The sequence below is a fragment of the Pseudomonas shiyinii genome (assembly GCF_056725765.1).
Genome location: NZ_CM161522.1, coordinates 1,699,280 through 1,713,804 on the forward strand (window position 1 = coordinate 1,699,280; position 14,525 = coordinate 1,713,804).

Here is a 14,525-nt window from a genome sequence, read left to right on the forward strand (position 1 = left end):
ATGGGCAGCCAGCCATGATCCCGGTATCAGCGCGGCAAACGCCAGCGTTACCGTTCAATGGGGCTGGCTCGCCGCGTGGTGGGGGGGTGGGGGGCATGGGTGGTGTCCTTTTAGTGAGATAAGTCATGGTCTGCAGCGGCTCGAGCGACGGCAACCCGCTGATGTCACGGGTTTGGCATCTCTAGTGGAGCAAACCCTCGTTCGCCGACCCTGCGCAGCCTGTGCAGGAGCGGCCTTGCGCCGCGAAAGGGCCCATCTACAGGCTGGGGCTTGGGCCAGATCGCTAACGGATGGCTGGTCATTGACTCTCTGGATCACAGGTCTATGCTCGAAACGTGGGAAAAAATCCCACGTATAACAGGCTGACTGGCCTCGGAAGGAACGTGCATACGCACATCGGCACAGACACCGGGATGGAGCACCCGCTGGTTGGCTGGTTGCCCATAAGGCAATCGGGATTCGTTGGTTGTTGCGTTTGTTTCGAACGTGAAACTGCAACCCTGAAGCGGAGATTCATCATGCTGCTCAAGAAATGCTTGCTGGCGCTCGCCATTGGCGGCGCTCTTTCGGCATCGCTGGCTTTGGTACCTGACCAGATCAGTGATTTCTCCAGCGCTTATGCGAAAGATGGCGGTGGCGGTGGTGGAGGAGGTCATGGCGGCGGTGGTGGCCATGGCGGCGGAGGCGGCGGCCACGGCGGTGGTGGTGGCCATGGCGGTGGAGGAGGCGGTCATGGCGGCGGCGGTGGGCATGGTGGAGGTGGAGGCGGTCACGGCGGCGGTGGGCACGGTGGCGGCGGAAGTGGTGGTGGCCATGGCGGTAGCGGTGGTGGCGGCCATGGCGGAGGCCACGGCGGCGACGGTGGCGGCCACGGTGGCCACAGCGGCTCGGGCCACAGCGGCGAGGGTGGGCATGCCGGCAACAGTGGCCCGGGAAGCGCGAACAGCGGGCGTGGCCGCGATGATGGTCGTGATCACGATGAAGGCGGCCTGCATGGCGTTGGCCATAGCGCTGACGATGGCCCCAACCACGATGTCGGCGAGGCGCATGGCGTAGGTCACGGCGCCGACGATGGCCCCAACCATGATGTCGGTGAAGCCCATGGTGTTGGCCATGGCGCCGATGATGGTCCCAGCCACGATGTCGGCGAAGCCCACGGCGTTGGTCGCGGTGCCGACGACGGCCCGGCCCATGACGTAGGTGATGATCGCGGCGGTGCTTGACCGCTGAACCCAGGACGACGGGGCCCGGCGCGATGGTCGGGCTCCGTGGTGGGGCAGGGCGTAGGCCAGGATGGTTGTGATGCCTTGGGCAAGCTGCTGGAATGGCCTGGGATCACACCGCTCGCCCGTCGATAAGGAAGACCTGCAATGCATTTGCCTACCTTGCCTCCTTCCCTCTTGCCAGCGTTGAAGCATGTCATGCGACCGCTGGTGAGGCTGATGCTGCGCAAAGGGGTCACCTTCAACAGCTTCACCCACGTGCTCAAGGAGATCTTCGTGGAGATCGCCGAGCAAGAATTCCGTATTGATGGCAAGCCGGCGAGCGACAGCCGGATCAGCCTGATCACCGGCGTGCATCGCAAGGATGTGCGGCGCTTGCGCGCCCAGCCAGCGGTAGGCGACGCCGGCATGCCGGAGGCGGTTTCCTTCGGTGCGCACCTGGTGAGCATCTGGCTGAACCAGGCCCCGTTCTGCGACCAGCCCGGCCAGCCGCGGGCCTTGCCGCGTTTGGCCAGCGTGGGTGGCGACGGTTCGTTCGATAGCCTGGTCGCGGCGCTGAGCACCGATATTCGCGCGCGCGTCGTGCTGGATGAATGGCTGCGGCTGGGCGTGGTGCGGGTGGACGAGCAAGACCAGGTGCATCTGCAGACCCGGGCGTTCATCCCGCAGCGGGGCTTCGAGGAAAAGGTGGCGTACCTGCGCCACAACCTGCATGACCATGCCTGCGCCGCGGTGCACAACCTGACGGAGACGGGCGAGCCGTTCTTCGAGCGCGCGGTGCACTACGACAGCCTGTCCTCGGCGGGTGTCGAGCACCTCAAGACGCTGGTGCAGACCGACGGCATGCAAGTGCTCGTCGCTCTGAACCAGCTGGCGGCCGAGCTGGAAGCGCGCGACCCACCGCCTGCCGATGCCCGCCAGCGCATCACCGTCGGGCTCTATTTCTACACCGAACTCAGCCCGGCCGAGGCGCCCTCTGAAGCCAAGGCCAGCCCGCCATGAACAGGATTGCGCGTCTGGTCGCCAGCCTCGTCGTGCTGTTCGGCCTGCTTGTGCTGCCACCTTTGGCATCGGCAGCACCGGCTTGCATCGAGCCTGGCGGTATGGGCGGCACCGGCGCGCCAGCGGACAATGGGGGCATTGGCGGCACCGGTGCGCGGCCAGGTGGCGGAGGAATCGGTGGCACCGGGGCTCCGGTCGAGGAGGGTGGGGTGGGTGGCACCGGCATTGTCGGCACCATCACCGGCTTTGGCTCGATTTGCGTCAATGGGGCGGAAGTGCATTTCGATGACCAGGCGGCCTTCAGCGAGAACGGCCTGCCAGCGAGCAGCCGGCGCCTGGCGATCGGCCAGGTCGTCGCGGTGGAGGCGTACTCGTCACGCCGGGGGCTGGAGGCGCGCAGCATCGCCATCCTCAATGCTTATGAAGGCCCGGTAACAGGGCTTGCCTCTGGCGATACGGCCCTGCGTGTGATGGGCCAGCCGGTGCGCGTGGCCACGGGTGCCCGCTTGGCGCCCGGCCTGCGCATCGGTGAAACGGTGCGCGTCAGCGGCCTGCGCAATGCCCAGGGTGAGGTCATGGCCAGCCGGATCGATCGTGCGCCAGGCCTGAGGCAGGCCAGCGCTATTGGCGATATCCGACAAGCAGGCAACCTGCAGGGCCTGGCGCTGAGCAAGCCGCTGCCGGCCACTGGTGAAATGTTGGTGCGCGGTGCATGGAATGGCCAGCAACTGGAGGTGGCCAAGGCGAGCCGGGATCCCGCTTTCCCCTTCGCTGGGCGAGTGCGCAACGCGTTGATAGAAGGGCTGGTGCGCGGGCGACAAGGTGATGGTATCGACGTCGGCGGTTTCACGGCCCATGTCGGCGCCAGCCAGGCGGCGAGCCTGGCCATCGGCCAGCGAGTTCGGGTGAGCGGTGTATTCGAGCAGGGGCGCCGCATTCGGGCCGATCGGGTTGAGGTGCTGCATGGGCATTCCGGCGAGGCCGGCCACGCGAGCGGGCGGAAGGTCGAGTCGCACAACCATGAAGGCGCAAAGGCCGGGCACGGGCAGGTCGGAGCCCGGGTGCGCATCGAACGCGATGGCTCCGGTGAGAAGATCGAGCGCCAGGACGTGTCAGGCTCAGGGGAGCTCGAGCGCCGGGAGCGGATCGAGACGCGTGACGATGGAGATCGTGTGGAGACCCGCGAGCGGATCGAGGTGTTCGAAAACGGTGTGCGTGTGGAGCGCATCGAGCGGATCGAGAAAATCGAGCGCTCCGACCGGTCGGACAAGCCCGAGCGCATCGAAAAGATCGAGCGGGTGGAACGTGTGGAGCGGCCGGACAAAGTCGAACGGCCAGAGAAGGTCGAACGCCCCGAAAAGCCCGACCGCCCTGAGAAAATCGAGCGCCCCGAAAAAGTGGAGCGGCCGGAGAAGGTCGAGCGTCCGGACCACTCGGGGCCGCATTAGCACTGGGCCTGGCCTGATCGCTGGGTGAGCGATGTAAACGTCGATATGCAATCGCCACGAGGTGAGCATGATACCGATGCGCGCGCTGTTTCCCTGCCTGATGACCCTGGCATTGCCTGCCCTGGCCGATGACCTCAGCCTTTCGACGGGACTGGACTATTCCCGGGGCGACTATGGCACGGGCGCCACCAGCGAGACCTGGTACATGCCGGTGATCGGCAAGTACGAAGCCGGCCCGATGGTCTACAAGCTCACCATCCCCTACCTGCGCATCACCAACCCTGCAGTGGGCCCCGGCGGCGAGCCGTTGGCGGGTGATGATTGCGGGCGCGTCGAGAGCGGCCTCGGAGACACGGTGGCCAGCGTCGACTACGCAGTGTTCGATGGCCGCGACGGCGACAACCTGTTGGTGGACCTGGTGGGCAAGGTGAAATTGCCCACGGCTGACGAAGACCGTTGCCTGGGGACAGGCAAAACCGACTACTCCGCCCAGGTCGACCTGGTGCGGGCCTTCGGCGCCATGAGCGGCTTCGCCACGTTGGGCTGGAAGAAGTTCGGTGACCCGGCGGGCAGCGATTTTCGCGATCCGATCTTCACGTCCGTGGGCCTGGTCGCCCGCCTGGCGCCTGGCACGTCCGCCGGGGCGGCCTACGACTGGCGGCAGAAAGTGACCGCCGACGGTGATGAAATCCAGGAGCTCACCTTGTTCCTGACGCAAAAGCTCGATGCGCATTGGAAGGTCCAGTTCTACGCATTGAAGGGCTTTTCCGATGCGAGCCCCGACACTGGCGGTGGATTACTTCTCAACCGTGCATTCTGAGGCTGGCCTGGCCAGTCACTGTAAGGTCGGTACGGCTGGTAGGCCACGAAGCGTCGCCTCGATATCGGCGATTCGCTTGGCAAGCCTGTCGGCTTCTTCATGACGTGCCTGGGACCTCAACAGGTCGCGTTTCTGGCGCAGCTTGAGCAGGTTTTTTTGTAGGGCGAGGGCAGAGGTCTGATACGGGTCCATGTCGGTCTCGTGCTGCTGGCATCCGTGCCGCTGTAGGAAAGCGGCGACCGTATCAGCTCGTTCAAACAGGTGAAACTGATGTTTCATACAGGAACTGGGCTTTATGTAATACACGGGCTACGTGTACTTCGGATGGGTCCTACAAATCGAGTGCGAGATCCGTTTCCATTGATGAGCTGAAACAGGGTGTTTACCCCGTAGGCAGGGGGCAGGTGCTCGTTACGCGTTCGAACGGCCTGCCGGGGCTATGGCAGGTCATGCCGGGTTTATGGGAAAAGAAATGTTTCAATTGCCTGGCCCAGAGCACGTACTTGCAGGCGGAAAAAACAGGGGAATTGAACCCTTCAGCTCATGCACGGCTCGAACCCTGCCAAGGTATAGGCGGGACGCCTCATGCCGATTGCATCAAAAAAGTTGCAGCAAAGTGGCAGTGAAGGCGTGCTGGTTGATCCGGGCCAGGCCCCGAATACGGCTGGCCAGCTCCCTATGAAAAGGGTTTCGCGTGTTGTGCAAGTATTCGTTTTGTTGCACTCAACCCCCATTTAATTTCAATTAATTTCAGCGTGCCAGCATTCTAAGCTCGTCCTGTCGCCGCGCAGTCCAGCGGCTTCAGGAGTTTTCCATGTCGCATGCTTGTGAATCACAGCGCCCTGCCGTACCGCCTTCCGATGACCTGATCGACTGGTTGCGCATGCTCATGCGCGCCGAGCGTGCCGGTGCCCGGCTGATGCTCGACAGTGCCAGGCAGACCAACGACCCCTTGCTGCTCCAGCGCCTGGAGCAGCTGCACCACGGCGAGGCGGAGAGCTGCCGCCGCCTGCGCAACTGCCTGGAACGTCTCGACGCCAAGCCTGGCGGGGGCATGGGCGAGTTCTATGGCAAGGCCATGGCCATCGCCGACCTGCACGAGCGTCTGCATTTCATCGCCCGCGGCCAGCGCTGGGTCGCCCGCCAATTGCAGGCCCGCCTGCCTTCGATCGAGCAGCCCTGGCTACGCCAGGAGCTGCAAGTGGTGCTGGGGCTGCACCAGGACACCCCCGACGTTTGAAGCGCGTCCGATTTCCAATACCCACAAGGACACACCATGCCTTCCGAGTTTTCCTCCAACCTGCCCGGCGCCGCGCCGGCCAACCGTACCACCCGCTTCGCCCGTGACCTGCTGGCCCAGGCCGGCCTTGGCCTGGAAGGCGAGCAGCCCTGGGACATGCAACTGCACACCGCCGATGTACCCCAGCGCGCCCTGGCCCAGGGCAACCTTGGCCTGGGCGAGGCCTACATGGACGGTGACTGGGACTGTGAGCAACTCGACGAATTCTTCAGCCGCCTGCTGCGCGCTGGCGTGGCCGACCAAGTCAGCCCGATGGCGCTGATCTACCATGCGTTGCAGGCTCGCCTGCTCAATCGCCAGACCTCCCGGCGCGCCTGGGCCGTGGGCGAGCGCCACTACGACCTGGGCAACGATTTCTACGCCGCCATGCTCGACCCGCGCATGACCTACACCTGCGGCTATTGGAAAGAGGCCGGCGACCTTGCCCAGGCCCAGGAAGCCAAGCTGGACCTGATCTGCCGCAAGCTGGGCCTGCGCCCTGGTATGCGCGTGCTGGACATCGGCTGCGGCTGGGGCAGCTTCATGGGTTTTGCCGCTGAGCGCTATGGTGTCGAGTGCGTCGGGGTGACCATCTCCCGCGAGCAGTGCCAATGGGCAGAGAAACGCTACAAAGGCCTGCCGCTGGAGTTTCGCCTGCAGGATTATCGTGAACTCGACGAGCGCTTCGACCGCGTGGTCAGCATTGGCATGTTCGAGCACGTGGGGCGCAAGAACCATCGCACGTTCATGGAAGTGGCCGCGCGTTGCCTGGAGGACGATGGCCTGTTGCTGTTGCACACCATTGGCAAGAACCGACGGCGCGACGTGCCGGACCGCTGGATCGACAAGTACATCTTCCCCAATGGCGACCTGCCTTCGATCGGCCAGATCGGCGATGCCGCCGATGGCCTGTTGGTGGTCGAGGACCTGCATAATTTCGGCGCCGACTACGATCGCACGCTGATGGCGTGGCACGAAAACTTCGAGGCCCATTGGCAGTACTTCGCCAACGAGCTGGGCGAACGCTTCCGACGCATGTGGCGTTACTACCTGTTGTCCTGCGCGGGGGCGTTCCGTGCCCGTGACATTCAGCTGTGGCAATGGGTGATGTCACGCCGAGGTGTGCTCGGCGGTTACCAACGGGTCAGTTGAGTCATGCATAAACTCGTTGATTTAGCGTGAGCCTATGGGCTTGCCCCGCGATTGGGGCAGGCCCGATATCACTATCGCCTGGCAAGGGCTTCGCCCTTGATCGCGGGACAAGCCCGCTCCCACCGATCCACGGTTCTCTGCGCAAGGTCACCCAAAGCGGGCAGCTGCTGGTCGCCAGCGTTGATCTGATACGCTTTTTTTCCATGAACCTGAATCTGTAACCGTATCAGTCTCGCGCCGACAATACCCATCAGGCCCAGCCTTTCCAACCGGAGAGCGCTGGGCACGCTGAGCTGCGCCGCATCCGCGCCAGCCAGCCTCACCGTTCCCGTACATCTCTGTAGAGGTTCCGATGGGCAAGCTCGCACTGTTCCTGGGTGGTTTCCTGTTCCTGACAATCCTGATCGGCCTGCTGGGTACCATTCCGCCCAGTTGAGCCCGTTGTTCGAGGGTCCAGCCTGTACGATAAGTCGTTCTTTGCGCTGGGAAATCTGTCCACAAAAAACGTGGGTAGGTCTGTGGATAAAGTTCTGCAACCCAAGCTGGCGGCGGGCTCTGTTAAATTGAACAGAATTTGAGCAGCGCTGTCGAACCCAGCCCGAACCTTCGCTCATGGGTAGGCTCGACGCAGCATCTGCAACAGTTCCCGTACCCGCGCCGGTAGCTCGCCGGCCGGATACAGGGCATGCATCTGTGGGTCCTGGCCCGTGCTGGAGGTCAATCGGTAGTCGGGGCAGACCTTTACCAGGCGCCCGGCGCGTACGTACGGGTCACCCACCCAATCTGCCAGGCGCGCGATACCGGCGCCGGCCAGAGCGCTTTGCAGCACCGCGCCACCTGAGCTCAGGCGCAGGCGAGGGTGCGGGCGCAGGCTGGTGATCTGGCCATCGCGATAGAAGTGCCAGGCCTTGAGGATGCGGGGCGCGGTATGCAGGATGATCGCGTGCTCTTCCAGGGCTTCGGGGTGCCCAGGCGTGCCTTCCCGGGCCAGATAGTCCGAGCTGGCGTACAGGTAGCGTCGATAGCGCCACAGCGGGTAGCCGATCAGCTCACTGGACTGCGGGAAGGCGCCGCGAATGACGAAATCGAACTTGCCTTGCAGCGGGTCCAACGCCTGGTCGCTGAACTGCACATCCAGGGTGACCTGGGGGTGTTGCCGGGCAAACCCTGCCAAGACCTGGGGCAAGCATTGCTGGCTGAGCAGTTCCGGCGCGGCGAAGCGGATCCAGCCTTGGGCGGTGCCGCTGAGCGCGGCCAGTTCGTCCGTCGCGTCCCGTTGCACATCCAGCAAGCGCTCAGCGTGAGGCAGCAGGCGTTCGCCCGCCTCGGTGAGGCTCACGGCACTGGCGCTGCGATTGAGCAGCTTGGTTCCGGCGTTGTCTTCCAGCGCTTGCACCGCGCGGGTCACGGAGCTGGGCGAGCGCCCCAGGGCGCGGGCCGCGGCAACGAAGCTGCGCTTGTGCGCGACGCTTACGAACGCCTGGATCTCGCGCAGCATATCCAATGCCATGAAAGGCTCCTTGATTGCAGTTTTCGCAATACGGCATTTCACCATAAGCGCGCAGCTTTGATTAGCCTTGGCGCTCGCCTTGATGCCTGGAGCCCGCCTTATGATGGATATAGCCCTGCTTTCGCTGTTCGCCTTCGCCGCGGGTTTGATCGATGCCGCGGTGGGCGGTGGCGGGTTGATCCAGATCCCTGCGCTGTTCAACGTGTTGCCGAATGCGCAACCGGCAGCACTGCTGGGCAGCAACAAGCTGGCCTCGGTCTGTGGCACATCGTTCGCGGCGCGCTCATTCGTCCGCAAGGTGAAACTGGACTGGGCGTTGATCATCCCGGCGATGTTCAGCGCCTTCGTCATGTCGTTCGTTGGCGCGGCGACGGTGTCCGTGGTGCCGCCAAGCCTGATGCGCCCGGCGGTGCTGGTGCTGATCGTGCTGATGGCGATCTACACCTTCTGCAAGAAAGACTTCGGCACCTTGCACAAGCCCGCCCAGATCGGCCGCAAGGAGCAGTGCCTGGCAGTGCTGATCGGAGGCGCCATCGGCTTCTATGACGGGTTGTTCGGGCCGGGCACCGGGAGCTTTCTGATCTTCCTGTTCATCCGCTTTTTCGCCCTGGATTTCCTCCACGCTTCGGCCTCGGCGAAGCTGGTGAACATCGCCACCAACCTGGCCGCGCTGGTGTTCTTCATTCCGTCGGGCAATGTGCTGTGGGCCATCGCCTTGCCCATGGCAGCGTTCAACATCCTCGGCGCCCTGACCGGTACCTGGCTGGCGGTACGCAAGGGCGCAGGCTTCGTGCGCGGGCTGTTCCTGGTACTGCTGTGCGTGCTGATCGCCAAGTTGTCCTGGGACTTGCTGGCGGGGTAGGTCATATCGCTTGGCGCTGGGCCTCGGCCTGTTCGACGCGGTTGCGGCCATCGGCCTTGGCCCGGTAGAGCGCCTGGTCGGCGCGGGCCAGCAAGGTGTCCAGGTTCACTGCATGCTGCTCGGGGGCGCAACCGGCCACGCCGATGCTGACGGTCACCTGCAGGTGCTGCTCGGCCTGGACTACGCGCAGGTCCTGTACGGCACGGCGCAGGCGTTCGGCGGTGAACTTGGCCTGCTCCGGTGCAAGGCCAGGGACGATGATCACGAATTCTTCGCCGCCCAGGCGGGCGAACAGCTCGCCTTCGTGCAGCTGGTCCTGCAGGGTGCGGGCGAACTGGCGCAATACCTGGTCGCCCACCGCATGGCCATGCTGGTCATTGATGCCCTTGAAATGGTCGATGTCGAGCATCATCAGGGTCAGCGGCAGGGCCTGGTCATGTTGTTGACGGCTGTCGAGCAGGGCCATGGCGCGTTTGGTGAAGGCGCTGCGGGTGAGGGCACCGGTCAGGTGATCCACCGTGGCCTGGTGTGCCAGGCGTGCCAGCAGGCAGCGGTTGGCCTGGCTGACACAGGCCACCACCAGCGGGCCGAGCACCAGCATGGCGATGCCCAGGCGCGCCGACATCAACGTGGTGACCCCCGGCACACTCTGCGGCAGGCTGAAATGCATGAGACTCTGGGCCACGGCGACGATCAGCGTGGTGCCGGCGGTGAAGGCCAGCACGCACACCAGGAACGGTGAGTAGATCCAGGCACACCAGAGCAGCGCCGCGATGGGAAAGGCGATGGCGCCTGGCCCGCCGAACGCGATACCCAGGGCCAGGGAGGCCAACAGCACCAGGATGGGCGTCACACGGATCGCCTGGGTGCCACCGCGTACCAGGGTTCGCAGGTTCGGTGCGGTGAGCAGCATCGGCAGCACTAGCACGTTGGTGGAAAACTGCTCGCTGAACCAGGCCAGCCAGGTGGCTCGCAGCGACTCCTGGAACCACGGCGCTGCCACCACGCAGGCCAGGCTCGCCGCCACCATGGCGCTTGCGGCACAGGCGCCGAATACCCATAGCACGCCCAGTGGCGTGCGCATGCGCCGGTGCACACGGGGCAAGCGCGACAATACCTGCCAGAGGGTGGCGATCACGCTCAGGTTGCACAGATTGAACCACAAGGCAGGCTTCCACGCGCTGCCACTGGCCAGGTCGGCGGCGACCATGGCTACCCAGATGAGCACGAAGCCCCTTGTATTGGCCTGGCGCGGATAACGCAGCAGCAGGCCGGCGAGCACGGCGTTCACCGGCCAGAACAGCGACAGGGACTCGATCGGCCGGGCCAGGATGCCGCCCACGGTCAAAGCGAACGTCAGGCCGAACAGGACCAGGAGGGGAAGCAGGCGCGACTGGGCTGGAAACACCATGGGCTCGACCGGCAAGCGGGAACTGAATCCAGGAAAACGACCGAAGGCACCTGGGGCAATATCGTGTCAGTGTGTTTCGAGAGCGGGGACAATGTCAATTAGCTGGTGTCCTGTTGGTCGAAATGTGAACACATTGATTTTTCGTCGGTTTCTTGACGTCAGCTAGAGTCCGAAGAACCATGGCACCATGAACACCGTGACCAGCATCACCAAGAAGGTGAACGGCACCCCGACCTTGACGAAGTCGGCGAAGCGGTACTGGCCTGGCCCCAGCACCAGGGTATTGACCGGGGAGGACACCGGCGTCATGAACGCTGCCGAGGCTGCCAGGGCCACGGTCATGGCGAACGGGTAGGGCGACATGCCCAGTTGTTGCGCGGTGCTGATCGCCACCGGTGCCATCAATACCGCCGTGGCGGTGTTGGAAATGAACAGGCCGATCACGGCGGTAACCACGAACAGGCACGCCAGGATCGCGCTCGGGCCGGCGCCGCCCAGCACGCCGACCAGGCCGCTCACCGCCAGGTCGATGCCGCCGGTTCGCTGCAGGGCCAGGGCGAACGGCAGCATGCCGACGATCAGCACCAGGCTTTGCCAATGAATGGCGCGATACGCGCTGTCCATGTCGATGCAGCGCCCGGCGCCCATCAGCACGCAACCGATCAGGGCGGCCACCACATTGGGCACGGCGCCGCTGACCATCAGGCCCACCATGACCGCCAGGCTCAGCAGCGCGAACGGCGCCTGGGTGCGCGCCGGCGCCACCTGGTCGATTTCCGCAGGCAGGCTCAACACCAGGAAGTCCTGGGGTTGGCCTTGCAACTGGCGTACGGCCTTCCAGGGCCCCACCACCAGCAGTGTGTCGCCCAGGCGCAGTTTTTCCTCCACCAGCTGCGCCTCGATAGCGGTTTGCTCCCGGCGCAGGCCGACCACGTTCAGGCCGAAGCGGCTACGAAAGGCCAGTTCCAGGATGCTCTTGCCGATCAATTGCGAGCCGGGCGGCAGGGAAACCTCGGCCATGCCCAGCTCCTGGGATTGGTCGATGAAGTAGGCCGCCTTGAAGTGCAGGGGTTCGAGCTGCATGGTCTGGCACAGGCTGCGCAGGTCGTCGAGGTTTGCGAAGAGGTCGAGCAGCAGGACATCGCCCTGTTGCAGCACGGTGCTGGAGTCGGCCGCGATGACCCGGGTGGTGAACTTGTGCTGGCGCTCGATGCCGATCACGTTGGCGCCATGGCGGGTGCGCAGTTCCAGTTCGCCCAGGGTATGGCCGACCAGCGGCGAATGAGGGCGGATGCGCAGGCGCCGCTCGCGACCGTTGAGCTTGTAGTCCAGCACCAGGTCGAGCAGGGTGCGGCGGGTTTCCACACGGCCGTCCTTGCGCACTTCGCCGCTGAGCCAGCGGCGGGCGAACAGCATGTAGCCAATGCCGAGCACCAGCACCACCAGGCCGAACGGGGTGAAGCTGAAGAAGTTGAAGCCCTGCTCGCCATGGCGCACCAGTTCACTGTGCACCACCACGTTGGGCGGTGTGGCGACCAGGCTGAGCATTCCGCTGATCAGCCCGGCGAAGCTCAGCGGCATCATCAGCCGGCTGGGCGAGAGTTGCAGGCGCGCGGCAATGCTCAATACCACTGGGATGAAGATCGCCACCACGCCTGTCGAGCTCATCACCGAGCCCAGGCCGGCCACGGCGATCATCAGCAGCACCAGCAGGCGCGCTTCGCTGTTGCCGGCGCGTTCGCTCATCCATTCGCCGATCCGGTAGGCGATGCCGGTGCGCACCAGGCCTTCGCCGATCACGAACAGCGCGGCGATCAGCACCACGTTGGGGTCGCTGAAACCGGCCAGGGCCTGCTCGATGGTGAGGATGCCCGAAAGCGGCAGGGCGAGAATCACCAGCAGGGCGACCACGTCCATGCGCGGGCGGTTGACGACGAAGAGAATGACGACGATGGCCAAAAGGCCGAGGACCCAGAGCAGCTCATGGTTCATGGAGAGGGGTGATCCTTCACGCGAGGGGCACGGTAGAGAGTAGCGCTAGTGTGCCGACGTGTGGTGAAGGAGGTATTGATGCACTGCAAGGCTGCAGTCTGGATGACGGGCTTTCGGTAGGCGCGGCCTCGTGCCGCGAGAGGGCTGCGCAGCAGCCCCCTGCGTACGATGGATCAGTGGCGGTGACGACGGTGGTGGCGGTGGCCGTGGTCGCGGTCGTTGTCACCGATGTGGTTACCCAGGGCACCGCCTGCAGCACCACCAAGGCCTGCGCCGATGGTCGAACCGGTGGAGCCGCCTACCGCCCGGCCCAGTACCGAACCACCGGCCGAGCCCAGGCCGCCACCGATGGCTGCTTCGGTTCGGTTGCCTTTGCGGGCACCGACCGCGCCGCCGGCCGCACCGCCCAGGCCTGCGCCAATGGCAGCACCGGTGCTGCCGCCGATCTGTTGGCCAACGATGTTGCCCAGGGCGCCACCGAGGCCGCCGCCGATGGCCGCGGTGCCGTCGCCGGCAAATGCGCCCTGGCAGAGCAGCAAGCCGAGGGCAAGGGAAGGCAGAGTCAGACGCATGATATGAACCTCAAAGGAATCATCAGGGTAAAAGTGCCGCGCCACGGCGGCGGGTCAGGTTGGTAGTGGTATCAATCATCATCGTCGTCGCGATCACGGTCGCGGTGACGGTAGTAACGGTCGCGACGGTCCCGGTCGCGGTAGCGATGGTCATCGTCATCGCGGTCATAGCGGTAGTAGCGATGGTCGCGATCACGGTCCCGCCAGCCATAGTCATCATCGTCGTAATGGTGGTAGCAGCCACTCAGCAGCAGCACGGTGGCAATCAACGAAAAGCTCGCAATACGCTTGATCACGATATAGGTCCTTGATCCGCAAAGGTTTACGGGGTACTTCGTGAGACAGGCATCGCTCGATTTGGTTTCTTGCGCGCGCAAGTTTTTCCCGCGCCAGCGATAAGCGGCATGGGTTCGATCGCGAAAGGGCCCGGGCCAGTGCCGGTGCGCAGGTCACCAGGGTTGGCGGACTTGCCCGGGCGTGGGGTCAGGTGGCGGGCTGGATGGCGAGGATCACGCCATTAGTGGTCTGCACCAGCACGTAATGATCGGCCAGGCGTACCCAGTGGCTGTCCGTTTCCGGTGCAGGCAGGCCTTTGGCGCGCCAGTCGCGCACGGCCAGTTCGTCGCGTTTGTATTGGTCCGGCGCCTTGTCGCCGATCTTCAGTTCGCGTTCGGTGTGCGGTGCGGTGACGCTTTCCTCTGGCGCACCCGCCGCGGTCGCTGCCAGGGGCAGGCAAGGCAAGGTGGCACCGAGCAGCAGGGCATACAGGGTTTGGCGTGGCTTCATGGAGGGCTCCTTGTAAGCAGGGCATGGCCTATTTGCGACAACGGTTCGCGCAGGACAATTCACTCGTGCTGGCGCCAGTGCTAGAGTCGCCTTCTTTTTTGCCCCCGAGGATGGAACATGCGAGCAATTCTGCCGATCGCCGCAGCACTGGTACTGGCCGGTTGTGCTTCAGCGACCATGGACGCCGCGCGTAACGGTTCGCCGACCGCCCAGCTCGACTCGGCCAAGACGCCCGACCTTGTCGCCCAGTGCATCCAGTTCAGCTGGCAGGAAGAGGCGGCATTCGGTGTCGATGCCAGCGGCTACCTGGCACCGCGCAAGCAGGGCGGCTTCACCGTCTATACCCGTGAAGCGGAGTCGTTCGCCGACATCTACCCGCAGGCTGGTGGGACCCGCGTCGACTACTACGCGCAAAGCAACGACACCAACGCCTTGCGCCGTCGCGCTGCCGCAGCGACCTGCCTGTGA

The 14,525-nt window shown here is 64.5% G+C and carries 15 protein-coding genes; 7 read left to right on the forward strand and 8 right to left on the reverse strand.

The features are described from left to right. Window positions 1-314: 314 nt before the first annotated feature. The gene (locus ACXHGZ_RS07815; RefSeq protein WP_480464125.1) at window positions 315-1,376 is read right to left on the reverse strand and encodes a hypothetical protein; all 1,062 of its coding nucleotides are present in this window, start codon (window positions 1,374-1,376) and stop codon (window positions 315-317) included. On the opposite strand from ACXHGZ_RS07815, the gene ACXHGZ_RS07820 reads away from it, so the two are divergent. The 3 genes from ACXHGZ_RS07820 to ACXHGZ_RS07830 all read left to right on the forward strand — a co-directional run bounded on the left by ACXHGZ_RS07820 (window position 1,371) and on the right by ACXHGZ_RS07830 (window position 4,493). Beyond that, entirely contained in the window at window positions 1,371-2,225 is an 855-nt protein-coding gene (locus ACXHGZ_RS07820; protein WP_480463180.1) for a DUF6502 family protein, read from the forward strand. The two genes, ACXHGZ_RS07815 and ACXHGZ_RS07820, sit on opposite strands and share 6 nt — an antisense overlap. After that, entirely contained in the window at window positions 2,222-3,673 is a 1,452-nt protein-coding gene (locus ACXHGZ_RS07825) for a DUF5666 domain-containing protein (RefSeq protein WP_480463181.1), read from the forward strand. Before ACXHGZ_RS07820 ends, ACXHGZ_RS07825 begins: the two co-directional genes overlap by 4 nt. 67 nt (window positions 3,674-3,740) lie before the next feature. Further along, window positions 3,741-4,493: a hypothetical protein gene (locus ACXHGZ_RS07830; RefSeq protein WP_480463183.1), complete on the forward strand. Its 753-nt coding sequence runs from the start codon at window positions 3,741-3,743 to the stop codon at window positions 4,491-4,493. Between the two features lie 15 nt (window positions 4,494-4,508). On the opposite strand, the gene ACXHGZ_RS07835 is transcribed toward ACXHGZ_RS07830, so the two are convergent. Next, complete coding sequence (locus ACXHGZ_RS07835; protein ID WP_172402983.1) at window positions 4,509-4,685, reverse strand: hypothetical protein; 177 nt, start codon at window positions 4,683-4,685, stop codon at window positions 4,509-4,511. 622 nt (window positions 4,686-5,307) lie between these two features. Here ACXHGZ_RS07835 and ACXHGZ_RS07840 point away from each other — a divergent pair. Continuing rightward, a complete protein-coding gene (locus ACXHGZ_RS07840) occupies window positions 5,308-5,733 on the forward strand; it encodes a DUF892 family protein (RefSeq protein ID WP_480463185.1) in 426 nt (141 codons plus the stop codon). A gap of 36 nt (window positions 5,734-5,769) precedes the next feature. Continuing rightward, window positions 5,770-6,924: a cyclopropane fatty acyl phospholipid synthase gene (cfa, locus tag ACXHGZ_RS07845; RefSeq protein ID WP_480463187.1), complete on the forward strand. Its 1,155-nt coding sequence runs from the start codon at window positions 5,770-5,772 to the stop codon at window positions 6,922-6,924. Between the two features lie 610 nt (window positions 6,925-7,534). Here the strand turns inward: cfa and ACXHGZ_RS07850 are convergent. Then, window positions 7,535-8,434, reverse strand: coding sequence for a LysR family transcriptional regulator (locus ACXHGZ_RS07850; RefSeq protein WP_480463189.1), 900 nt, complete (start codon window positions 8,432-8,434; stop codon window positions 7,535-7,537). Window positions 8,435-8,534: 100 nt separating this feature from the next. On the opposite strand from ACXHGZ_RS07850, the gene ACXHGZ_RS07855 reads away from it, so the two are divergent. Then, window positions 8,535-9,296 (forward strand): sulfite exporter TauE/SafE family protein, encoded by a 762-nt coding sequence (locus ACXHGZ_RS07855; RefSeq protein WP_480463191.1) that lies wholly within the window; start codon window positions 8,535-8,537, stop codon window positions 9,294-9,296. A 1-nt stretch (window position 9,297) separates the two neighbouring features. On the opposite strand, the gene ACXHGZ_RS07860 is transcribed toward ACXHGZ_RS07855, so the two are convergent. The 5 genes from ACXHGZ_RS07860 to ACXHGZ_RS07880 form a co-directional block, all read right to left on the reverse strand. Then, window positions 9,298-10,722, reverse strand: a complete 1,425-nt coding sequence (locus tag ACXHGZ_RS07860; RefSeq protein ID WP_480463192.1) for a GGDEF domain-containing protein — start codon at window positions 10,720-10,722, stop codon at window positions 9,298-9,300. Window positions 10,723-10,869: 147 nt separating this feature from the next. Continuing rightward, on the reverse strand, window positions 10,870-12,699 hold the full coding sequence (locus ACXHGZ_RS07865; RefSeq protein WP_480463193.1) for an SLC13 family permease: 1,830 nt from the start codon (window positions 12,697-12,699) through the stop codon (window positions 10,870-10,872). A 173-nt stretch (window positions 12,700-12,872) separates the two neighbouring features. After that, window positions 12,873-13,271, reverse strand: a complete 399-nt coding sequence (locus ACXHGZ_RS07870) for a glycine zipper domain-containing protein (RefSeq protein WP_084855678.1) — start codon at window positions 13,269-13,271, stop codon at window positions 12,873-12,875. A 71-nt stretch (window positions 13,272-13,342) separates the two neighbouring features. Then, window positions 13,343-13,567, reverse strand: coding sequence for a hypothetical protein (locus ACXHGZ_RS07875; RefSeq protein ID WP_324819085.1), 225 nt, complete (start codon window positions 13,565-13,567; stop codon window positions 13,343-13,345). Window positions 13,568-13,754: 187 nt separating this feature from the next. Then, window positions 13,755-14,057: an RcnB family protein gene (locus ACXHGZ_RS07880; RefSeq protein WP_084855677.1), complete on the reverse strand. Its 303-nt coding sequence runs from the start codon at window positions 14,055-14,057 to the stop codon at window positions 13,755-13,757. A gap of 117 nt (window positions 14,058-14,174) precedes the next feature. Here ACXHGZ_RS07880 and ACXHGZ_RS07885 point away from each other — a divergent pair, with 117 nt between their 5' ends. Further along, complete coding sequence (locus tag ACXHGZ_RS07885; protein WP_084855676.1) at window positions 14,175-14,525, forward strand: hypothetical protein; 351 nt, start codon at window positions 14,175-14,177, stop codon at window positions 14,523-14,525.